22 protein-coding genes are annotated in these 22432 nt (G+C 49.7%); 6 read left to right on the top strand and 16 right to left on the bottom strand.

All coding sequences use genetic code 11. The features are described 5' to 3' along the window. Positions 1 to 49: 49 nt before the first annotated feature. The 10 genes from BN98_RS03865 to BN98_RS03910 form a co-directional block, all read right to left on the bottom strand. Entirely contained in the window at positions 50 to 961 is a 912-nt protein-coding gene (locus BN98_RS03865; protein WP_019189631.1) for a DUF4097 family beta strand repeat-containing protein, read from the bottom strand. Next, entirely contained in the window at positions 954 to 1544 is a 591-nt protein-coding gene (locus BN98_RS03870; protein ID WP_019189630.1) for a DUF1700 domain-containing protein, read from the bottom strand. The genes BN98_RS03865 and BN98_RS03870 overlap by 8 nt, the downstream gene beginning before the upstream one ends. Next, a complete protein-coding gene (locus tag BN98_RS03875) occupies positions 1537 to 1866 on the bottom strand; it encodes a PadR family transcriptional regulator (protein WP_019189629.1) in 330 nt (109 codons plus the stop codon). Before BN98_RS03875 ends, BN98_RS03870 begins: the two co-directional genes overlap by 8 nt. Positions 1867 to 2009: 143 nt before the next feature. Next, positions 2010 to 2693, bottom strand: a complete 684-nt coding sequence (locus tag BN98_RS03880) for an anaerobic ribonucleoside-triphosphate reductase activating protein (RefSeq protein WP_019189628.1) — start codon at positions 2691 to 2693, stop codon at positions 2010 to 2012. An 11-nt stretch (positions 2694 to 2704) separates the two neighbouring features. Then, on the bottom strand, positions 2705 to 3145 hold the full coding sequence (locus BN98_RS08480; protein ID WP_019189627.1) for a YkvA family protein: 441 nt from the start codon (positions 3143 to 3145) through the stop codon (positions 2705 to 2707). A gap of 33 nt (positions 3146 to 3178) precedes the next feature. Beyond that, complete coding sequence (locus BN98_RS03890; protein WP_019189626.1) at positions 3179 to 3802, bottom strand: hypothetical protein; 624 nt, start codon at positions 3800 to 3802, stop codon at positions 3179 to 3181. A gap of 64 nt (positions 3803 to 3866) precedes the next feature. Then, a complete protein-coding gene (locus BN98_RS03895; RefSeq protein ID WP_019189625.1) occupies positions 3867 to 4289 on the bottom strand; it encodes a PPC domain-containing DNA-binding protein in 423 nt (140 codons plus the stop codon). Positions 4290 to 4397: 108 nt separating this feature from the next. Further along, positions 4398 to 5573, bottom strand: coding sequence for an ABC transporter permease (locus BN98_RS03900; RefSeq protein WP_019189624.1), 1176 nt, complete (start codon positions 5571 to 5573; stop codon positions 4398 to 4400). Beyond that, complete coding sequence (locus tag BN98_RS03905; protein WP_019189623.1) at positions 5560 to 6750, bottom strand: ABC transporter permease; 1191 nt, start codon at positions 6748 to 6750, stop codon at positions 5560 to 5562. Before BN98_RS03905 ends, BN98_RS03900 begins: the two co-directional genes overlap by 14 nt. After that, complete coding sequence (locus BN98_RS03910) at positions 6743 to 7687, bottom strand: ABC transporter ATP-binding protein (protein ID WP_019189622.1); 945 nt, start codon at positions 7685 to 7687, stop codon at positions 6743 to 6745. The genes BN98_RS03905 and BN98_RS03910 overlap by 8 nt, the downstream gene beginning before the upstream one ends. 238 nt (positions 7688 to 7925) lie before the next feature. On the opposite strand from BN98_RS03910, the gene BN98_RS07875 reads away from it, so the two are divergent. Further along, on the top strand, positions 7926 to 9029 hold the full coding sequence (locus BN98_RS07875; protein ID WP_019189621.1) for a sensor histidine kinase: 1104 nt from the start codon (positions 7926 to 7928) through the stop codon (positions 9027 to 9029). Then, positions 9026 to 9673, top strand: a complete 648-nt coding sequence (locus BN98_RS03920) for a response regulator transcription factor (protein ID WP_019189620.1) — start codon at positions 9026 to 9028, stop codon at positions 9671 to 9673. The genes BN98_RS07875 and BN98_RS03920 overlap by 4 nt, the downstream gene beginning before the upstream one ends. Positions 9674 to 9766: 93 nt before the next feature. On the opposite strand, the gene thyX is transcribed toward BN98_RS03920, so the two are convergent. From thyX to BN98_RS03935, 3 genes are all read right to left on the bottom strand, one after another. After that, positions 9767 to 10393, bottom strand: a complete 627-nt coding sequence (gene thyX, locus BN98_RS03925; RefSeq protein WP_019189619.1) for an FAD-dependent thymidylate synthase — start codon at positions 10391 to 10393, stop codon at positions 9767 to 9769. A gap of 38 nt (positions 10394 to 10431) precedes the next feature. Continuing rightward, positions 10432 to 10701 carry an OadG family transporter subunit gene (locus BN98_RS03930; RefSeq protein WP_019189618.1) on the bottom strand — a complete coding sequence of 90 codons (270 nt, stop codon included), beginning with the start codon at positions 10699 to 10701 and terminating at the stop codon, positions 10432 to 10434. 134 nt (positions 10702 to 10835) lie between these two features. After that, positions 10836 to 12395, bottom strand: coding sequence for a pyruvate carboxylase subunit B (locus BN98_RS03935; RefSeq protein ID WP_019189617.1), 1560 nt, complete (start codon positions 12393 to 12395; stop codon positions 10836 to 10838). Between the two features lie 239 nt (positions 12396 to 12634). Between BN98_RS03935 and BN98_RS03940 the strand changes: the two genes are divergently transcribed. Further along, positions 12635 to 14263, top strand: coding sequence for a M20/M25/M40 family metallo-hydrolase (locus BN98_RS03940; protein WP_019189616.1), 1629 nt, complete (start codon positions 12635 to 12637; stop codon positions 14261 to 14263). A gap of 585 nt (positions 14264 to 14848) precedes the next feature. On the opposite strand, the gene BN98_RS03945 is transcribed toward BN98_RS03940, so the two are convergent. Then, the gene (locus BN98_RS03945) at positions 14849 to 15670 is read right to left on the bottom strand and encodes a purine-nucleoside phosphorylase (protein WP_019189615.1); all 822 of its coding nucleotides are present in this window, start codon (positions 15668 to 15670) and stop codon (positions 14849 to 14851) included. A gap of 122 nt (positions 15671 to 15792) precedes the next feature. On the opposite strand from BN98_RS03945, the gene BN98_RS03950 reads away from it, so the two are divergent. Then, positions 15793 to 17874, top strand: a complete 2082-nt coding sequence (locus BN98_RS03950) for an efflux RND transporter permease subunit (RefSeq protein ID WP_019189614.1) — start codon at positions 15793 to 15795, stop codon at positions 17872 to 17874. Beyond that, complete coding sequence (locus tag BN98_RS03955; RefSeq protein WP_019189613.1) at positions 17871 to 20594, top strand: sbcc family protein; 2724 nt, start codon at positions 17871 to 17873, stop codon at positions 20592 to 20594. Before BN98_RS03950 ends, BN98_RS03955 begins: the two co-directional genes overlap by 4 nt. 57 nt (positions 20595 to 20651) lie before the next feature. Here the strand turns inward: BN98_RS03955 and BN98_RS07880 are convergent, their stop codons facing one another. Both BN98_RS07880 and BN98_RS03965 read right to left on the bottom strand, forming a co-directional pair. Next, the gene (locus BN98_RS07880) at positions 20652 to 21374 is read right to left on the bottom strand and encodes an RsmE family RNA methyltransferase (protein ID WP_019189612.1); all 723 of its coding nucleotides are present in this window, start codon (positions 21372 to 21374) and stop codon (positions 20652 to 20654) included. Positions 21375 to 21384: 10 nt separating this feature from the next. Continuing rightward, complete coding sequence (locus BN98_RS03965) at positions 21385 to 21759, bottom strand: metal-dependent transcriptional regulator (protein WP_019189611.1); 375 nt, start codon at positions 21757 to 21759, stop codon at positions 21385 to 21387. A gap of 306 nt (positions 21760 to 22065) precedes the next feature. On the opposite strand from BN98_RS03965, the gene BN98_RS03970 reads away from it, so the two are divergent. Further along, the coding region (locus BN98_RS03970; protein ID WP_040942525.1) for an Hsp20 family protein at positions 22066 to 22432 on the top strand (367 nt) is incomplete at its 3' end.

Consider the following 22432-nt stretch of genomic DNA (forward strand, 5'->3'; position numbering starts at 1 on the left):
TTCAGCGCTTGTCCCTTTGCAACAGCCGTTTTCCCAAGACAGATCCTTGCTATTCTTGCGATTTTACTTCCGAAGAAATACCGATGCTCATAGGGTCATGCATACTCGCGTTGAACTCTTCCGTTTCCAAATCCTGATCCATCATCCATACCGTCCCGGTATCCGATTCCAGTGAAAAAATGGCTTCCGGCTTTTCACACTCACGGTAATAAGAATTTTTCATCTTCTTTCCCTGCCAGGAAACCTCGCCTGTATCGCTTTTTAGTATGGCCTGTACCCGTTTGACGCCGAAGGTTGTCACCCCGATCGGAGCGGTGTTCGTATGCGCCTCAATGGTGCCGGAAGGCTTAATGTGCAGCTGAATTGCGCCCACATTGGATTGTAAATAGGAGGAGGAGAGATTACTTTCTGAAACCCTGAGGCCGCCGGTCTGGCTTTCGGCATTCAAGTTACCTATCGTACAACCATCGGCGTCTAATTCCCCTACCGACGACGTAAACTTCACCTGTTCTGCTTGCACCTTGTTGAGCTGCGTATTGCCTATCTCCTGCTGCACCACAATATGTTTCAGCTTTGCGTCTTTCGGCAAGAAGAGAATGATCTTTTGATTTTTCCACTCGTTATCAAGGATATTGCTCAAATTGAGTTGCACACCGCCCTTGCCTTTCGGCGCATGGATACTGAGTTTGCCGTTTTCCTGTTGAATGTCCAGTCGCATCGACGGATCCTTGTACGCCGGATATTCGATTGCGGCATAGGTACCGCCCTGTCGAATTTCAAAATTTTGCAGCGTCAGTTTCACGGTCACGTCCGTGACGGTTTCCAGGCGTCTTGTCTTTTTCTCTCCGCGAAATGCTGAGTTACCGATATTGAAGTCGCGCAGTCCCAAAGCCCAAGAGGCGCCAACCAGGATTACACCACATAATAAGATGCCCAAGCACCATTTTCCCAGTTTACTCATGTTGTGCTCCTCTCTTATTCTTCTGCCGTAACAAAAGCTTTCGAATGCCGCGAATCATGTTGCGCAGCACAAGGATCATGATCAGCACGACAGCTACGCCCAGCAATACGATGCCCAACAGATACAGCGCACGCGGCATGCTGAATGCCTTTGGCATTTCCGTCGCCAATTCCTTTATCGCTCCCAGGGCAAGCCCTGCGCCGGCTCTCACCCCTGCGATCAGAAGTGAGCCGATGACCAAGATAGCGCTTAAAAATACGAGTAAAAGAGCGATGGCTATCGGCAAACCAATGGGCAATGCCAAGATCGCCAGTACGACCGTAAACAAGAGCGATACCTTTTTCTTCTGCGACTGGTTGGTTTCCGCTTTTTCATTTTCTTCCATGCGCTGCAATTGATCATCGCGCAAAATCTCGAAACTCGCCTGACGCGGATCCGGCATATCCTCCGGTACGCTATCTTCCTCTTCCACCCCGCGATCTTCAAAGATTTCCAGATAGTAAGCCAAGGCGTCATCGCGATCTTGCTGCGTCAACCGTCCCAGTCGACTCTCGAGCGCGTCCAAATATTCCTTTCTAGTCATCTTCATCCTCCTCACTCGCTTCTACCAGCAGATCCTCCAACGCTGTTTTAAAGGCTTCCCAATCCTCCTGATAGATCGTCAAGCGATCTCTTCCCGCTTCCGTAATACGGTAATATTTTCGATTTCTCCCCTGATGCTGCCGATCATAGGTGTCCAACAACCCATCCTTCTGCAATCGACGCAATACCGGATAAATCGTTGACTCTGAAATTGGCATTACACGCTTCATCTTCTGCGTAAAACTGTACCCGTAGCGATCTTTATTGCGCAGAAGGCTCAGCACACAAAGATCTAAAATTGAAGTTTGCAATGAAAACGCCACCGCTCCTCCTTCCTCTTCTATATTGTTTACTCACCTATATTATATTCTTTATAGTATTAAATGCAATAGGATATAAAGAAGGCGGCCAAAAAGGCCGCCTTCTTTCATGTATCAACCGTTGGCCGAAAGGCCAACTCCCTTTTTTAACCACGAATTTCCACGTGGGTGATGGTTTGCCGCAGGATGGCGGCGTAGGCTTCGAGGGCTTCTTTCGTAGGAGTGCCCAAGGTTTGATCAGGTACGAATTCGGTGACTTTAAAAGGTTGGAGGGCAAAGAAAGGCGCTCCTGCCAGCCAGTCGGCGATGACCATGAAGGAATGGCAATCGTGGAAGGCATTGGTGACGGTGGTACGAAATTCCGCAAGGGACGGATTCGCCAGCAAGAGGCTGACGGAGCGACGAATGCGGGAGAGATCCACGGGAACGCCGACGGTTTCCGCATAGCGATCCGGCTCATTTTTTATGTCCATCGCTATGCGATCCACGAGATGCTCATCTAAGAATTGTTGCAGAATATCGGGATGCAGGCCGTTGGTGTCCACTTTGATTAAATAGCCCATGGAGCGAACACGGCGAATGACATCGGGCAAATCGCGGCGCAAGAGGGGTTCTCCACCAGTGAAGCAGACGCCCTCCAAAAAGCCGCGCCGTTCTTCGAGGAATTGATAGAGTTCCTCTTCTTCAAGCAGGGCTGGCAGAGAGGCATCCCATATCTCCGCATTGTGGCAATAAGGACAGCGCATATCACAGCCGCCGAGAAAAACGGTGGCGGCTGTGTGCCCGGGAAAGTCCAGCAAGGAGCACTTTTGCAGTCCGTGAATTTTCATCGTTATCTCCTTTAACGACGTCTCGAACAGCGTCCGTCGGATTTGGGGGTTCGCGCGGCACGACGATCGCCGGGACGACCGTCGGCGATCCATTGGCGATATTTCTCAATTTCTGTGTGAAGCGTGTGAAATACATAGGTAAGAATGCCGATATCGTCGGTAAAGCCGAGGCCGACAATAAAATCCGGGATGACATCCATGGGATTTACCAGATAGAGTAATGCGCCTACGATGAGCACGGCGTTGCGCTTTCCCAGATAGCGATAATGGCGCGTGACGGTATCTTTGACCATGTTTAGGAGTAGCAAGGCTTCTGCGCGCACGCTCTCGAGGCTTTCCTCGTTGCGTAACACGTTCACAGCTTTGCGTAATAAGTCTTGCAGTTTTTCGCGATGCAGGAGCAGATTGGCCGCTTTCGGCAATTGCGAAAAAAATAAGTGAAATTTTCCCATGGTTCCTCTTTTCCACTACGGCATTTCAACGCGTCAGAGTCGAAACAGACATAGAGCGATGTAGGAATCGCTCCCCTCCCCTAGATGTGTGAGGTCCACGAAGCGCGGGGCACGGGTCCAGTGATTGTTGACGCGCAGAAAAATTCGGTGTTCATTTCCTTTTTCCCAATATTCATACCCGAAAAAAGTGACGGAATGATTGTGATAGCGATTATGGGTGAAACTGATGATGCCGGGACGTAGCGCACGCAATTCGTCGATAAGGAGCGTTTCAAGGGCATCGCGACGCGGAAAGAAAAACACATTGCGGGCACGGGCCGGATAATTACAATTCTTCCACACTTGATTGGCCAACGGCGCAATTTGCCAGGGAAAGGTGCCGATGGCGGGATGAAACATCCATTTGGCTCGTGCTTTCGCACGAATCCAAGAAAAAAGTTCTTGTGGATCGGCGGGCAAACCGGTCACCCCTTGGCGACGAAAATACGTAAAGACAGACGTCAAAGCGGTGAGTGAGCAATGATTCGTTTCCTTAAAATCGCGCATCAAAAGAAGCGGCATATCCGAAAGCGTTAATCGCTCCCGACACTGCCAGCCATCGCCATCCTGCGCCAACCAGGCGGCAGGATCCGTGATTTCTTGTTCAAAATGACGCATGATCGCTCCTTACTCGCGAGCCTTGACAGAAAAAGCCCGCCCACCGAAGTGAGCGGGCATGATCCTATTCAAAATGGAACAGGTTTAAGCCGGTTTCATCATCATGGATACGATCCACGGTGCCATCCAGCACATGAATGAACATTTCACAGGTGGCAAAAATCACCGCTTCATTCAGATGGCCACCAAAAGCATGGCCTTCTTTATCCGCACACGTTAAATGGAGGTGCGCATAATATTCCCCATCCATGGTCGTGATATTGCCATAGAGCGCAGTGATCTCGGCCGGGAAGGTGAAGTGGTTTTTATAGTACTTCTTTTCACTCACATCATAGCAACCCACCGTAAAATCATCGATGGCGCCCAACGCACGTACTTCAGCTAGCTTAATGTTCTCTTTTTCAGCAATGTTTTTCAATTGCGTCAGAATCTCTTCGCCGCGTTCCATGCGGCAAACAAGCGTATCTCCAAAACGACGATATTCCATAACTCCTCCTTCTTGCATGCCTCTTCTTCCATTATACACAAAGCAGCAAAACCAACGAAAAAGGATAAGCGATAGCATCGCGACCTGTGGCGTAAAAAACGCCCGGGTCTAATGCGCTTTGCTCTGTTCTCGGCGCAAAATGATGGTCAAGAGGAAAGTTGTCACTGCAACACCCACGAGTAGAAGGAGGTTGCGATTTACCAAAGCGTAATCGATTTTTGCCGCACTGACATGGCTGAGATGATCAATGGTATTCATCAGCCAATAGGAAGGGAAAATGCGCGATGCTTTTACGACGAAATCCGGAAGCAGAAAACTCGGCACAAAAACACCTGTCGAAAAGGCCACCAGTAAAGAATAGGCTGTGCTGAAGAAGGAAGCTGCATTTTCCGATCGAAAAATCTGCATGATAAACAGGATCAACCCGTTGATGGCAAGAGCGTGCACGGCGGAAGTGAGAATTCCAACTTGTGCCTGTCTGGTTTCGAGCACATCAAAGCCTACAACCGCAAGGCTGATGAGCATGAAGATCGCCCAGAGGAAAAACATAAACACAAAGGAGGAAAGCGTAATTTGTCTCGTCCGCGTTGCCTCGTCATAGCCGCTGATCAACTCACGAGCCTTTATTTTCGGATCCTCGGTACGGGCAATGGTCATGCCCACACATGTAAAACCGGCGCTTAAGAGGACGTAAAGAATAACGCCAAGCATTCCCAAAAAGAGTTCAATTTGCGCACTGTTTTCGTGGCCATTTACGGCGATTTGTCCCTCCAGTTTCGTATCCATGATTTTTATCATGTACGACTCTAGAAGATCACTTCGCTCACTTCCCTGCACGGAAGAAGGAATATGACTGTCAAAGAGGCGATAACTCGTTGCATAAAGAGCAATCTGGCGATCCAATACCTGTACCGGCGTATCATTTTTGCTGACGAAGGTCTGTACGTTGAGCCGGCTTCCCGTCTCGGGTAAACGGAAGGTTTCAGGAATCACCAGAACATAGTCCACCTTATCCCGAAAAATGGAAGCGTTCCAAGCTTTTTCATCCGTTCCGGCGTCCACGATCTCGTTTGTTTTCTTCAAATACGCTTCAAGGTTCTTGGCGAACGCATCCTGACTGTGGTTAATCAGGGCCAAACGCGGCTTTTTTTCCTCTACAAAAGTAGCTTCCTCTGTCTGATTCCTCGCCATGAGCAAAAAGAGTCCCAAAAAAATGCCGAAGGTAATCAGCAAAAAACCTTTATTGTGACGCGCGATTTTGAGAAACAGTTTATAGGCTCTCATAGCGATCCCTCCTTAATGCGATGATGGTGATGCCAAGGAAAATAACGAGAGTGATGGCCAAGTGCGCCATCGCCGTATGATAAATCTCCCCCACTCCCTGTGTATAGAGACCATACAAACCGTCGTTCACCATATTAACCGGATTGAGTGCATCCAATAACGGGGCAGCAGCCTGCACAATCGTCCGTACGCCGGAAACCATCATGCCCGACAAAAAGCCTAAGAAAAGGGGCAATAGGATACCAATAGCCTGGCGAACACCTTTTGCTTCCGGCAACAGGGCAGCCACCACAACACCGATCACGATGCCACAACATTGCCCCAAAAAAAGCAGAAGCAAAAGAGCCCAAATATTCGTCTTCGTCGCCACTTCTACACCAAGAAGGCGAAGCAGCAGGTAGAGAACCAGGGTAAAGCCGATATAAATGACCAGATAGGCGCCAAAATGAAGCACAAAGCTTTTCCGACGCTCCAATGGGGATATCTGCTCTCGCAAGCCAAGTGGGCTTTGGTTCGCATGCAAGTTATCCAGAAGATGATTGCCCATGGAAAACGCATAAAAGGTAATGTAGGCAATGCAGGCGAACTGAAAGCTGAGCATTTGGTCGACGCCGCCTTTACGCAGATCCGGATTCACTTCCAGCGCTTCTACTTTTTGTTCTTGCGCTACCGCCGGCACCGATGTTGGAGCTTTTGTCACAGCAGATTTTGCAATTTCCTCCATATTGGTTTTGGTTTGGTACGAGCGCAATACCTGCTGTACAACCATCAGCACATAGGAACGCGCCATGCGCGTTTCATATTTTCCGGCTTTGGCATCCAGTACGATGGCGTCGATGGCGCCGGCATTCATCGCGGCTCGCGCTTCTTTGAGTGTGGAGAAGTTGCCATACACGAGTGGAAGTTTAGCATTTTTTTCCGGCGTCTCCTCTGTCCACTTTTGATTTTTCCAAACGCCTTTCTTGGCCTCAAGATCCGCCATAAAATCCGGGAAATCCGCCTCTTGTCCTTGAATCAACCCGATACGACTGACCGGCAAAGAGAGATCTTCCTTTGTGGTCGGACGAAAGACCATGCTGAAAATGAGTAAGAGCACAACCGGCAAGGAAAAACCCCAAATCAGCGCTTCCCGCTGGCGGATGATCTGTTTCAGGTGATAAGCGAAAAGTTTACGCATGATCACGCAGCTCCTTTCCGGTGATTTCCAGAAAAACATCATTTAAGGTGGGTCGATCGGTTTCAATGGACAATAGAGAAATACCTTTTTCTTCTAATCGATGGATGAGATCAATGGCGCTCATGGCAGACGTGCGAAGCTGCAGTTGCAGATATTTCCCATCATAAGAAGGAGACCCAAACGCAGGCTCTTGCCTAATCCAGGCCAGTTGAGCGTCGGAAAGTTCTGCAACCCCCACTTTTACCGTCTCCCGAAGCGACGTTTGCGCCAGAATTTCACGGCTGGTTCCTTCCACTAACGACTTCCCGTGATCCAAAATGACCAAGCGATCGCACAGCAGTTCAATTTCTTCCATGTAGTGTGACGTATAGATGACCGTGGCACCCTCATCCCGCAGCTTACGAATGCCTTCCAGAATGCGGTTTCGGGATTGCGGATCCACCGCAACGGTCGGTTCATCCAAGATCAGAAGCCGCGGCTTATGCGCGATGCCGCAGGCTAAATTGAGACGTCGCAATAATCCGCCGGAAAGTTTGGATGGATGAAAATGACGAAAATCCTCCAGTTCTACAAAGTGAATGGCCTCTTCTACCAATGCTTTGCGTTTCTTTTCGTCCTGCACATAAAGACCGCAGAAATAATCAATATTTTCCTGCACGCTGAGTTCTTCATAGACCGCCACATTCTGTGGTACCAACCCGATCTGCTTTTTGACAGATGCATTTGTAGAGGACATCGGTGTGCCAAAAATTTCAATCTCTCCATGGTCAAATTTGAGCAAGGCTAAAATACAGTTAATCAAGGTCGTCTTTCCGGATCCATTCGGACCCAACAAGCCAAATATCTCGCCTTTATCTACGGTCAAGCTGAGATGGTCAATGGCTACCAGTTCTTTGTAACGCTTGACCAAATCGTTGACCCTTACCACATGTTCCATACTGCCTCCTTATTCTTGGACTTTTGACGACGTTTTTCAGATGGTTGTCGCTTGCATGATGTTGTTGTTTTTTTTCTTTTCTTATTATCAGTGTAAACAGCACCATTCCGGAAAACGAGGGTCTTCTGTCATAAGCGAATATGACAAATGTCATCTCGCTTCTGTTTTATGCTTCACCTCGCCTTTGCTATAATAAATATATTGGAAAAGCGGCAAGTTTCAGCCAAAGGAGGCAATCGTGAAGCGATTTTATTTGTGGGGTGGCGTCGTTCTCCTCTCCGTCCTTTCCACCTTCTTCTTGCATGCTTCATCTCCGTCTGCGAGCGCATATCTTCATATCCTGTTTCTTCTCAGCGGCGATGCTTTGTTTTATTTGTTTTCGCTTGTCGCGCCGGAAAAAGTATCCCAAAAGCACAAGGCATTTCTTTTTCTTCTATCCGCGTCCTTAATCACCTTGTTCAGCGGATCGCGTCCCTATCTGGTGGCCTTCCTTCCGGGACTCTTTTTTCTTCTTCCGGATTCGTCTCCTATTCGTTTAACGGGTATCCTGCTTTTTCTTATCGTTTTTCTTTGCTGTGGCGTCTCACCGTATACACTGTTACTCAGCGTTCTCGCCTTTTATGCGAATTATGTGGCCGGTACATGGCGCAAAGATCGCCATCGCTTGGAAAAAACCTTGTATTCGCTGGATGAAGAAACGCAGAAATCCAATGTACTTAACCGTCGTTATCTCGCTCTGGAAGAATCACAGTCCCTTCTGCAGGATAATGCCATCCTGCAGGAGCGACAGCGCATTGCACGGGATATCCATGACCACGTCGGGCATGAACTGACGTCCGCCATTCTCCAGTTAAAAGCGTTAGAATTTCGCATCGAAGATCCTTCCCTGCTTGTTCCGGTCCGCCAATTACTGGAGGAAAGTATGACGGAAATCCGTAACAGCGTACACAATCTGCATGATCAATCATTGAATTTAGCCGAAGAAGTGCAGCTCCTATTGGATCGCTATACCTACTGTCCGGTCTATAAAGAAATCCATCTGCAAACCGAACCGCCTGGTGCGGTCCATTTTACGCTTCTGGCCGCCATTAAGGAGGCATTAAAAAACACTGCCACCCATTCCAATGCGACAAAAGCGGAAATTCTTTTAAGCGAGACGCCAACGTTTTACCGCTTATTGCTTGTGGATAACGGTACGACAGCTGTCAAACATCCTGAAGCCGGCAATGGGCTTGGCCTGCTTTCCCTACAACAGCGCGTTGACGCCTTGAACGGTTCCATGAACCTCTCCGTGGAAAACGGCTTTCGTCTGTTTATCACATTGCCAAAGGAGGAAGTATGAATTTAGTCATCGTAGATGATGATCCCATTGTCGTCGAAAGTCTTCGTCTCATCATTGAAGGCGGTTCAAAAAGCTATCCCGAGGCCATTACAGTGGTCGGAACGGGAAACAGCGGTGAGGAAGCCATTACACTGTATGCAAAATATCATCCGGATATTCTCCTTTTGGATATTCGCATGGAGGGCATGAACGGTCTGGATGCCGCGCGCGAAATTCTCCGCCGGGATGCTCATGCGCCGATCCTCTTTCTTACAACGTTCCTTGATGAAGACTACATTGCGGAAGCGCTTCGCCTCGGCGCACGCGGCTATTTGCGAAAGTCCGGCGTAGAGTCCCTTCTTCCCTCTCTCTACGCCGTGCAAAACGGGCATCACGTCTATGGCGATGAAATTGTAGAAAAATTACCGCACCTGCTTCAACGTCCTCACCAAGCCGACAACGATCCGTTTGCTGCGCTAAAGGAGGACGAATGGAATATCGTGCGTTTGGTCTCCGAAGGAAAAAGCAATAAAGAAATTGCGGATGTCCTTCACTTCTCGGAAGGAACCATCCGCAATTATCTCAGTATAATTATGGAAAAATGTCAGGTGCAAGGGAGAACGCAACTGGCTATTGCCTTTTACAAAGCCGGCCATATTCATTAGCCCTCTTTTTTGACTCATTAAATAGCCGCACACTACGTCTTCGCTGCGAGGCACGCTTTACCAAGCGATACATTCTCGTCGATGACGCTAAGCTTAGTCGATCACAATGTCCTCAAAGAGATCGGGCAACAGCTCCCGGAACTTCGGCAACAGCAGACGTACAATCTCACGAATCTGCGGATGTGCCGCTTTGGATCCGCGTAAACGGAAGAAATGGCGCCATTCGCGCATATTCATGGTCACGACAATTTCAGTCTTCAGGCTATTCGGCAGCACACTTCGTGCCTCTTCCGGCGTCGCTCCGGCTTCGATAAGGGCAAAATAGCCTTTTTCGATGGAAGCCATTTGTTCCTTCCAAAGGGTGTAGCAGGTGTCACCCTCATCCCAGAACAACGGTTTAATGAAAGTGAGCTCGTTGCCGAACTTATCTTTCGTGTAGTTGCAGTAGCGCGTACTTTCCTGGCTGTAGCTGGCGATGCGATGACGAACAATTTCATGTGTAACACCACGGTCGCAGATGATTTTCACGCTCAACTTTTCGTGTTCGATCACGCTCTCATGTCCGCTTTGCACCAAACGGCGCAGAAACGGTCCCGCCGTATTTTCTTTGATATTGGCTTCACTCTTGTAGCACACGCGCCCTGCCGCTTCCATATTGCGCAGCATTTGACGGGAATCCGGATTTCCCAGAATTTCTACCGATGGGGAAATAATCTGCATCGTTTTCTCCTTCTCGCTGTTTTAACAATCACTTCCGATTACAGTTCACGACAGGAGAGAACGTGCACATCGCCTTTTGCTCTCTCTTGGGCCACACAGGAAGCGGTGAGCATCGCGATCATGCGACCGTCCAAGGCTGATTTTGCAGCGGCTGGCGCTTTTTTGACAGACTTTTTCGGCGCCTCTTCACCGCCCGGAATGTACTTCAACAAGCTGATAATGGCCGTAAGCAAAATCAGGATGAGAAACACAATGAGCATGGAAAACATGCTGACAAAAAGGGCATCACTTAAACCAAATGGATTCATAATACGTCCTTCCTTTATATTTGCGCAAAATGGTGGCGAATGGGGGCCCCTTTGCGCATAGCATTAAACCGACATGTTCACCGATCCTAGCCGATGAAGCGTCTAATTGTTTTAACTCGTTTTACTATTTTATCCTATTTCCCTTGGGGAAGAAACATCTCGAAGCATTCTGCGCCGCTACCGGAGGACAAATGGGCTGCCACTGCCATAACGGCCACTTTTTCCAGTGTAACGGATTCGGCGTTCGATGCCGTCGCAGCCTGTGTTGCTGCAACAGCCACAGCCGCTTTTTCCTGTTTGGCTTTCTCCTCCGCTTCTGCTTTGGCTTTGGCTGCCTCTTCTTCCGCTTTCCATGCGCCCGTCAGGAAGGATTCCACCTGTTGCGGGAACAGAATATAGGCGACGACTTCTTCTTCACTGGCTTCACGGCCAAGCGCTTTTTCCAGTTTTTTCTTCTCGTCTTCATAAATGAAAGGCAGATCATCCGGGTCCGTCGGTTTCTTCGGCGCAACGCCTTTCAAAATCTTAGCGACCACCTCCGGATTTTTCTCCGCCGGCGAACGACCATAAAAGCCTTGCACATAATCTTTAATTTCCTTCGGCACCATTTTATACGGTTCGCCAAAAAGAACGTTCATGACCGCCTGCGTACCGACCATCTGTGACAGTGGTGTCACCAGCGGCGGATAACCCATATCCTTACGAACATTGGGTACTTCCTGCAAAACTTCATTGAAGCGATGCCCCTGTTTTTGTCCTTCCAATTGGCTGAGCAAGTTCGACAGCATGCCGCCCGGAACCTGATACGTCAAAATCTTGGGATTGGGAACCAACGAACGCGCACGCAAGTCGCCGGAAGCAATGTATTTGGAGGCCAAGCGGTCGGCAATTTCATACACTTCGCTCAGCGCTTCACGGTCGATGTTGACCTCGCGATCCGCAAGCTTGGCGACCTCGAGAAGCGTTTCATCGGCAAGATGCGACGTTCCGCCGGAGAAGGGAGAAATGCAGCCGTCCACGATGTCTACGCCTGCTTTCATCGCTTGCAGCATAACAAGCGGTGTGGCATTTCCCGTTGTGTGGGTGTGCAGATCAATGGGCACATCCAGTGCATCTTTTAGCGCGGAAACCAATTCATATGCATTTTGCGGCGTGCAAATGCCGGCCATATCTTTGATGCAAATGGAGTCGGCACCCATATCGACATATTCTTTCGCCAGTTTTACATAATATTCGTTGTTATGCACCGGGCTGACGGTATACGCAATGGCGCCTTGCAAATGACCATTGTGTTTTTTTACAAACTTAAAAGCGTTTTTCAGGTTGTTGGTATCATTAAGCGCATCAAAACAGCGGATGACATCAATGCCGTTTTCTAAGGTAAGACGAATGAAGCGCTCCAGTGTATCGTTGTCATAATGGCGATACCCAACCACGTTTTGTCCGCGCAATAACATGGAAAGCTTTGTGTGTTTCGCAGCGCGGCGAATTTCGCGCAGATTTTCCCACGCACTCTGATGCAAAAAGCGAAACGCTGAATCGAACGTAGCGCCGCCCCAGACTTCCAAGGAATGGAAGCCGACTTTATCCAGCGCCTCCACCAATGTGATAATATCTTCGCGCTGCATACGGGTTGCTAACAGGGATTGATTCCCGTCACGAACCGTTACATCTTGAATAAAAACTTCGCTCATGTTCTTTCCTCTCTATGGTAACGAAAACGGTAAACTCCTTTTCCTATTATAGTAGAAAATCGACGGGATGGGAAAGAAAAGGAAAATGTTTGTCAAAATTGCCATGCCGGTTTGACGCAGTAGCTAGTCTCTTTCTTTTTTCTGCACGGGTAGTATGATAGTCACGGCGAACCGTTAACAACATGCTCAAAACAACATATAGTGCGTTGTCTGAAAGCAAGGCATAGAAAGAGGAAGCGATGCGAGCAGAACGAATTTACTCCTTATTGAAGGATTTTATGACCTTACCCACCGTCACAGGAACCGCCGATGAGAATTTGGCGTTACCTTTCTATCAAAACTTTTTTGAACAATGTCCTTATTTCCGCGAGCGACCGGATCACTGGGGCACATGGCTTTGCCCGGAGGATCGCTTTCATCGCAAAGTGATGTGGGGCCTCGTGCGTGGCAAAAGTCCGCGCACCGTGGTGTTGATTCACCATATGGACGTCGTGGATGTCACGCAATATGAGCGTTACCAGAAGCTGGCGTATCTTCCCGACGGCATCAAACCGATCTTGCAAAACGGTAGCTTGCCGGTGTCGGATGACGTCAAAGGCGATCTTGATGGCGAGGCTTGGATCTTCGGGCGCGGTGCGTGCGATATGAAAGCGGGAGCTGCCATCGAAATGACGTTACTCGAAGAGTACGCTGCGCAGGAAGACGTGCCGGGCAGTCTTCTCCTATTGGCCGTTCCGGATGAAGAAACAGGCTCCGCCGGCATGCGCGCGGCGGCATCGCTATTTGAAGCACTGGAGAAAAAATTCGGCTTGCAATTTACCCTCATGGTGGATACGGAGCCGCACGGACGCACGCAGGAAAACGCCTATGTCATTCATGACGGAAGCATCGGTAAAATGATGCCCGTCGTCTTAGCCCGTGGCAAAAGCGTGCACCTCGGCAATGTCTATGACGGCTTAAATCCCATTCATCTGATGAGTGCCTTGGCGCGTGAAACCGAGCTGTGGCCGGAAATGGTCGAGAGACGCGGCAATACCACGACGCCTGGCGCAACTTGGCTTTCCCTGCGCGACCGACGCACGGCCTATAACGTCTCCTTGCCGGCAACGGCCGGCGGTTACTTAAATGTCTTAACCCTTACCCATACGCCGAAAGACGTGCTGCATGCGCTTTGTCGCTCCGCTGCCGTTGCAGGCGCCAAAGTCATAGCATCCATGAAGGAGCGCTATGCCTTCTATCGCATCCAAACGCCGGAAGCCCCCGCCGATCCCTTCCCCGCCCAGGTACAAGTGCTCACCTTCGGCGCTCTGAAGCAGGCCGTGCTTTCCCACGATCCTGAGGCAATAAGTATAGAAGCTCCGATCCTCGAGCGAGTGCAAGCCGGCACCTGCGATCTGCGCGAAGGAGCGCTGGAGTTGATGGAGGCCTATCTGGCACGCTGGGAAAGCACTGATCCTTGCTTCGTTATCGGCCTGGCCGCCCCCTACTATCCTCCTGTCAATAACAGCGAGCTGTCCACGCAATCCATGACCGACCGCATGGTGTCAAATCTTAGCGAAACACTGCAGTCCTTCGGCCTCGAACTGCAAGTCGACAATTATTTCAAAGGCATCTGTGATCTCTCCTATGCCATGTTTACCGCTGATGCTTCGACCATTGATTTCGTCGCTAAGAATCTCGTTTTTTGGGGCGAAGCCTATGAAATCCCCCTCGCCCTCATTCAGCGATATTCGATGCCCGTTTTCAATATCGGCCCCTGGGGCAAGGACCTGCACAACCTCGGCGAACGCGTGAATCGCAAGGATCTGATCGAGCATACCCCGGCGCTGATTCAACGCGTCATTGAGGACGCGTGGAATGAAGCGTAGAAAGCGTGGCTTCAGCCGGTACGCAGAGTGGAGCGCTACCCCATGTTATTCGTGAAAATGCGTTTTAACATGGGGTGCATTGTCGGAGCCCCATGTTATTTTTAGAATAGGCAAATTAACAAGGGGCGATTTTTCTGCTTTTTCGTGCCAATACCCCATGTTATTCGCGAAAATGCGTTTTAACATGGGGTTATCCGGCGACTTTTTGGCGCATTTACCCCATGTTATTTTGATGATTCGCTATTTAACATGGGTTTGCTAAACGCGAGATACCCCATGTTATTTTCATAATCTTCTTTTAACATGGGGCTTAACGGCAATTTTTGTGATTTTTTACCCCATGTTATTTTGCTGATTCGCCATTTAACATGGGGCTCAGCGGCGACTTTAGCGATTTTTTACCCCATGTTATTTTTACGATTCGCTTTTAACATGGGGTAACGTTGCCGAAAGCGCCCCATGTTATTTCCAACATCCGGTTTTGACATGGGTTGCGCCATATAAGCAATGCCATTTTTACCATCATTTCAAAAAAAGGAAGGCGGCCATTAGGTCACCTTCCTTTTTTGCGTTCGCTTTTCGCCGTTACTTCAATTTTCCTAAGAAATTGCGGATCATTTGCTGGAACCGTGCTGCAGCTTTTTTCCCCTCTTCGATCACTTCTTCTTCGCTGAGCTTCTTCGTACCAACACCGGCAGCCTGGTTGGTAGCTAAGGAGACGCCGACCAGGCGCACGCCCATGTGATGGGCCGCTGTGGCTTCGATGACGGTGGACATGCCGGCCATGTCGGCGCCGAGGACGGAAGCCATGTGAATTTCGGCCGGGGTTTCATAAGCGGGACCTGTGAATTGAACGTAAACGCCGTCGTGTAAGACGCAGCCGGCTTCTTTGCCGGCTTCATGCATTTTTTCACGCAGCTGAGGATCATAGACGGCGGTCATGTCCGGGAAACGGGTGCCCCATTCGGAGACATTGGGTCCGAGTAAAGGCGAAGGCACGAAGGAAGAGATGTGATCTTTCAGAAGACAAAACTCGCCTACTTTGTAAGTCGGATTGATGGCGCCGGCAGCATTGGTTAAGAGCAGGGTATCAATGCCCAGCGATGCCATCAGACGAATGGGCAGAACACAGTCGGAGACGGGATAGCCTTCATAGAGATGAACACGCCCCTGCATCATCACGACGGGCAAACCTTCAAAACGACCAAAGACAAAACGCCCGACATGGCCGGGTGCGGTAGAGATTGGAAAGCCGTCAATCTCGGCATAGGGAACATAAACAGCATCTTCGACGGCATCGGCTAAATCACCCAAGCCGGAACCAAGGACGATTCCCACTTTCGGTTTCTCAGGGCAAGCCTTCTTTACTTGTGCCAGGCAGTGCTGAACTTTTTCATACGGTGTCATTTTTCTTCCTTTCTTGTTCTCTTCATCGCAGAAAAACATATTTTTCTCATCGTTTTTCGCTGAAATAACGTATCATAGTAAGTAAGCCTATCTTTTACCCATACGTTTGAAAAGGAGCTTCTATGAAACGAGTGGCTACTACTATTTTACATCATCGCTTCGCGGTTATCTTGCTGTTTGCCATGTTATCGATTCTATCGGCTTTTGCAGCAACACGCGTTACGGTGAATTATGACATGGCGGACTATTTGCCGGCCAATGCACCGTCATCACAGGCGCTGGAGACGTTGCGAAAAGAATTTAATTTTTCCATGCCCAATGCACGCGTTTCTTATCCGGTTTCTTCCGTAAGAGATGCGCTGCAGATGAAAGAAAAGCTGGCTGGTTATACACACGTGGATCAGGTGCTCTGGCTGGATGATGTGACGGATATTCATACTCCATTGGAGCAAATGGATACGAAAACCGTGAATGCCTATTGGAAAGACGGACGGGCGCTGTTCCAAGTTTCTGCCGATACGGCCTATGCACGGCAAACCGTGGATTTTCTCCGCTCTTTGCATAGCGATACCTGGGTTTCGGGACAGATCATGGAACTGGCAAGCGCCCAGCATGCTGTCAATTCGGAGATTGGCTCGATTACGATGTTTGCGGTACCAATCGTCTTCATCATCTTATTGATCAGCACTTCCTCTTGGTTACAACCTTTCCTCTTTTTGCTCACCATCGGTGTGAGCGTATTGCTCAACATGGGATCCAACTTGGCCTTGGGCAGCGTATCCTTTATTACACAAGCCGTGTCCGGCACTTTGCAATTGGCCGTATCCATGGACTACGCCATCTTTTTGCTGCATCGCTATAATTTGAATCGTGAGCAAGGCATGGTGAATGAAGAAGCCATGGCACAAGCGATGGTGCAATCGTCCATAGCGATTGCTTCCTCAGCTGCCACGACATTTTTCGGTTTTCTGGCGCTACTGTTCATGCAGTTTCGCATCGGTGCGGATTTGGGCATTGTCATGGCGAAGGGGATCGCCTTCTCTTTCCTGACCGTATTGATCTTTCTTCCGGCACTGATTCTGGTGTTACAAAAGCCGCTTGATCGGCTGGCACACCGATCATTGTTACCGAATTTCGAAGGCGTTGGTACCTTTGTATGTCGCCATCGCCATATCTTTGTGGCAATCGTGGCAGTTTTGATTATTCCGGCGTTTTTGGCGTCGCAGAGCAATTCCTTTGTCTATGGCATGGGCTCGTTCCCAAAGAACAGTGCCGCTGAACACGATTTGCACGCCATCGATGCACATTTTGGAGAACAACAGCAAATTTCTCTATTGGTGCCGCGCGGTGATCTGCAAAAAGAGCAACAGCTGGACAAGGCACTGAAGGCGTTGCCACATACGGACTCGGTGATTTCGTATGTATCCATGGCCGATCCGGCCATCCCGCAGGAGGTGGTCTCCGGAAAAGGGCTGGATCAGATCCTCTCTCCTTCCTATAGTCATTTCATCATCACAGAAAATATGCCGCGTGAGGGCGATGTTGCCTTTGGCGTGGTCAAACAAATACACACCATCACGGAGAGCCTCTATGGAAAAGGGTACTTTATGACCGGGTATCCCGTTGTGACGGATGATATGCGAGCGACGGTACAATCGGACAATATCATCGTCAACGGTCTGGCTGTTCTCACCATTGCGCTGACCATTGCCCTAGCGTTCCGCTCCTTCACCTTACCAATTCTGCTCGTTTTAACCATCGAAGTAGCCATCTGGCTGAATCTGTCCGTGCCCTATCTGACGGGCTCGTCATTAAGTTACATCGGTTATCTCATCATTTCCACGGTCCAGCTTGGCTCAACCGTGGACTATGCCATTCTTTATACAGAACGCTACTGTGATCATCGCCAACGCTTAAGCAAGCCCGACACATTGCGCGTTGTCGCCAAGGAAACTATCCCTTCATTACTTCCGCCGGCTCTGATTTTGACTTTTTCCGGCCTCGTCCTTTACCTGACATCGTCTTTGACCATCGTCAGTGAATTGGGCGAAGTCCTGGCACGTGGCGCTATGCTTTCGTTAACCATGGTCATCTTCGTTTTGCCCGGTCTTTTGTATCTTTTCGATCGGGGGATTGAATGCACGTCCTTCGGCCGTCATTTCTATCATGCAGCTCCTACAAAGCCTTCAAAGGAGGAATTATGAAACAAGTAAAGAATCAACCAAAACGCATCACCAGCCTTCTTTTGGCGGCGGCCTTAGTGGTCATGCCTATGCAGACGGCAGTTTGTGCGGCTCCCTCGGCGCCGATTCGCGTTGCGGATACGTCGAGCACCTCTGGCACACCTTCCACAACCAATGAAAAAACAGCTGAATCCTTGAACGCTCAAAAAACAGCCGGTGCAACAAAATCCGAAGTCGTCTATGCTTCGCTACAGAATGATGGCAATGTCAAAGGCGTTTATATCGTGAATCGCTTTGATCCTTCCTCCGAACCCGTCAAGGATTATGGTGATTATGCATCCATCCGTGAGATTTCGACACAGGGTCGTATGGAAAGTTTTTCCGACGGGCACTATGCCATTTCTACCGGCGATGCACCTTTCTTCTATCAGGGACAAACGAAGCGTAAAACACTTCCCTGGAAAATTCAGCTGCGCTACACGCTGGACGGGCAGCCGATTGATGCACAGCAATTGGCCGGAAAATCCGGTACCTTTGGATTGGAAATTACCGTAAAGCCAACGGACGCCACAGCAAAGGATTCCTATGCACAACAGATGATGTTGCAAACGTCCGTGACACTGCCTGGCGATGTAGCCGAAAATGTACAAACGAAAGACGGTACCCTTGTGCAGGCAGGCAGCAACCATCGCATTGATTTCATCGGGCTGCCGGGAAAAGAAGCCAAAATCTTTCATTTGACCGCAACGGTCAAAGATTTTCACCTGCCGGCAATTACCTTTGCCGGGGTTCCTTTCTCCATGGACATCAATTCCATGGCATTGCCGGACTTCAGTCAAGATCCGGACCTCAAAAAATTGCAAGACGGTACAAAGGCATTAAATGATGCGACAAAGCGTTTAGCAGCAGGATTGTCTGCAGCGGATAAGGGGTTTAGCGCTTTGGATTACGGTCTGGGCCGCTTGACAGGTGGTTTTTCTTCCTTGCAAAACGCCGGCAGTCGTCTGACCGGTGGTGCCGATCGTTTTGCGGCCGGCTTGGAAACGCTACAAAAAAACAGCGCTCCTTTAGTGGCTGGCATTCGTCAGGCCAATACGAGCACAAAAGATATCGAAGACGCCATGCAACAGGTCAATGAGGGCTGGAAAGGCTATACTCAAGGCGTTTCTGCCTATGTTGACGGCGCACAAAAGAGCCTGGAAGCGGCGGCGCCGTTCGCATCCGGGGCTCAGCAGCTGCTTGATGGTGCGACCAAGACGCGTGACGGACTTTCTGCTCTCAGCGAGGAGGGTGGCAAGCTGGTCGGCTATTCGGCGCAGATTCAAGAGGCATTAACGCAGATGAAGCGCAGCCTTTCTTCTTTGCCAAATGACAGCGGCTCCAAAACAGCTTCTGCCTCCGCCCTGCCGTCGCCGCAGGAATTGGCTCAATCCGAAGCACGCATAAAAGAGGCGTCGCGCAGTCTGCAACAGGCAAAGAGCGCCACAGATGCCGTTTATGATGCCTTTGAAAAACAGATACAAGCCATCGAAAATCAACCCTCCCCATCGCTTGAAGAAGTCGTGACGGCGGCTGGGCTCTCCGCGGATGCACCGAAAAATCCGGATGTCCAAAAGCTACTGGCTTACCAACAAAAAACCTCTGCCGCGCAAAAGCAAGCGTTGCTCTCGTCCCTGCATCGTCTCACCGATACGGGTGAGGCGCCGCTTAAAGCCTTGAAACAAGGTATGGCAGAAGCCGCCGGCCAGGCGGAGCAGATGGAAGAAGCCCTGAGCGAAGGACTTTCACAGATCAAGAAAATGACCGAAGCCATGCAACACCTCGGTTCCGGCTCCTCCTCCTTATCCGATGGCGTCGAAAAATTAGAACAGCAATATCAGACTTTCCATCAAGGCTTGCGTCGCTATGTAGGCGGTGTCGGAGCCGTTTCCGTACACTTCGGCGGCAACGGCTTAAAAACGACGGACGTCGTCGCTGATGAGGCAAAGGTTCTGCCGCCAACGCCGGCGGACACGAAGGATGGATCGAATAGCAACGCAAAAGCCGATCCGACAGCAGACACGCATACAACATCACCGTCTGCTCCAACCACGTTCTACGCCGGTATGAAGGCTCTCGCCGGCGGCCTCGCCGAATGGCAGCAAGGCGTCAAGCCCTTGGTACAGGGTGGCAAAGCCCTGCAGTCACCGGAAACCACGCAGGCACTGCTGGAGGGACAGGAAAAAGTTCGTAACGGCATTGGGCAATACACGGCAGGCTTCGGCCGTCTTGCTGGTGGCATGCAGCAATATACCGACGGCGTGAGCGCCTTGGCGAACAACAGCAGTGCGTTGGTAGATGGGCTGGCTTCCTATGTGGACGGTGTCAATCGTGCGGCCAACGGCATGACCGAGTGGCAGAGCGGATTCCATCAATTTGGTTCCGGCGTATCGCAAGCTTCCGACGGAGCCAAACGTCTATCCGATGGCACGGGAGACTTTGCCGACCAAACGTCCGATATGGACGCACGCATTCGTGAAAAAATCGATGCCCTCATGGGCGAGACGAAAAAGGATGTTAAGGACCAAACCTCTTTTGCCGATGCACGTAACGGTAAGATTTCGCAGGTACAGTTTGTGCTCATGACCGAAGAAATTAAAAAGCCGCAGGAGGCCAAAGAAAAGGCCCCTGCCAAAAAAAATATCAGTCTTTGGGATCGCATCGTAAACTTATTTACGCCCAAAAAAGATAGTGAAGAATAGAGCACTATAAAAAGGCGAGGCCCTCTCGGGCCTCGCTTTTTTTAGTGTTTTTTTGTCTTACGCTTCCATCCATTGCGCAGTTATACCGACAGCAAGCATCGCTGCGGTTTCCGCGCGGAGAATACGCGGCCCCAAATTGGCAAAATGCACACCTGCCGCTTCCATGGCAACAAATTCCTGCGGGCTGAACCCGCCTTCAGGCCCTACCAATAACAGAATCGATCCTTTAGGCGCCACGTTTTCCAGCACTCTCTCAAGCGTTGGCGCTTTTTCTTCGCTTCGTTCTGCGAGCACAATCTTTTCCACATCGGGCATGGCCAATATTTCAGCCAAGGATAGCGATGCCTCCAGCGTCGGAATGCGGTGCCGTTCGCATTGCTCCGCTGCTTCTTGCAAAATGCGCTCCCAGCGCACCCGACGGTTGCCCGTTGGCGCTGCCTCATTGACGCGCTCCGTCTCCATGGGCAAAATAGCATTCACGCCAAGCTCTGTCGCTTTCTGCAGTGCCCACTCCCATTTTTCTCGTTTGATACGAGCCAACGCCAGCAACAAAGGATGCGATAACTCCCGCTTTTCTTCCAACGCCTCATCGCAATGCGCCGTCACATGCTTTTTTGTGACTTCCAGAGTGGCTAAAAACGGTATACCGTTCGGGTCAACAAGGCGCACCGTTTCGCCCCCGCGCACACGCAACACGCGTAGAAGCTGGTGCTCTGTCTCTTCCGGAAACGAGATGATCGAATCCGTTGCCAAAGGTTCCCGCACAAAAAACTGTTGCATGGTATCTCCGTTATTTCATTTGGGACTTGTAATAGTGTTTCAGACACTCAAAGGTTTCTTTAGAGATCGCATGCTCCACCTTGCAAGCATCGTCTTCTGCTGTCGCCAAAGAAACTCCGATATGCAAAAACCAATCTTTCAATGTCTGATGCCGTTCATCGATATCCACGCCGATATCGCGTCCCTTCTTCGTAAGAATGAGAGACCCGTCCTCCAGCATCTCCACCTTGCCTTCCTGCTCCAGCTTTTTCATGGCGTTGCTGACAGAAGCACGGCTCAGATCCAGATGATTGGCTACATCGATAGACCGCACCGTCCCCAATTCCCGTTCCAATACCACAATCGCTTCCAAATAATTTTCTTCGGAATCATGGATATTATGCATATCTTCCTCCTTTATCGGTTCCGAAGTCGGCGTTCTCCGCGGCTTCGATACTCGTTTTTTCTTTCACGTTTATGATGAATACCCGAAAAGTTAGCTTTGTACCACCGTTAGTTTTATTATGCCAAATCCTATGCTTTTCTCCAACCCCCTATTTTGTTATCACTCTTTATAAATGAGTGATAAAAATCCTTGACTTTAAGGTCAGAGATGGTATAATAGAGTCGAGGTGAGAAACAGGGCCTCGGAAAACATAAAAGGAAAATCAAAAATGAGGAACTTCTCCCCCATGGGAGGAAAGGAGATATTATGAAACTCGTACCGTATAGAAGAACACTTGCACCAAGCTTTGCTGTCATGAATGATATGATCGATGATTTTTTCAAGAGCGGCATGGATAACGCCGTTTATGATTCGTTCAAAGTAGACGTTGAAAAAGAGGAATATAAGTACATTGTAACGGCAGATCTGCCGGGTGTGGCCAAGGAAAATTTGGACGTGGATGTAGAAGAAGGTGTTTTAACCATTGCGGTGCATCAGGAAGAAGACTCCGAAGAAAAAGATAAGGAAAAGAATTATCTGCATCGCGAACGCCGCATCACGAACAGCTCGCGTCGTATCCGCCTCGGTGATATCGATGAAGACGCCATTAAAGCTAACTTGGAAAACGGCGTAT

The organism is Levyella massiliensis (genome assembly GCF_000308275.2).
In the GTDB taxonomy this organism is placed as follows: domain Bacteria; phylum Bacillota; class Clostridia; order Tissierellales; family Peptoniphilaceae; genus Murdochiella; species Murdochiella massiliensis_A.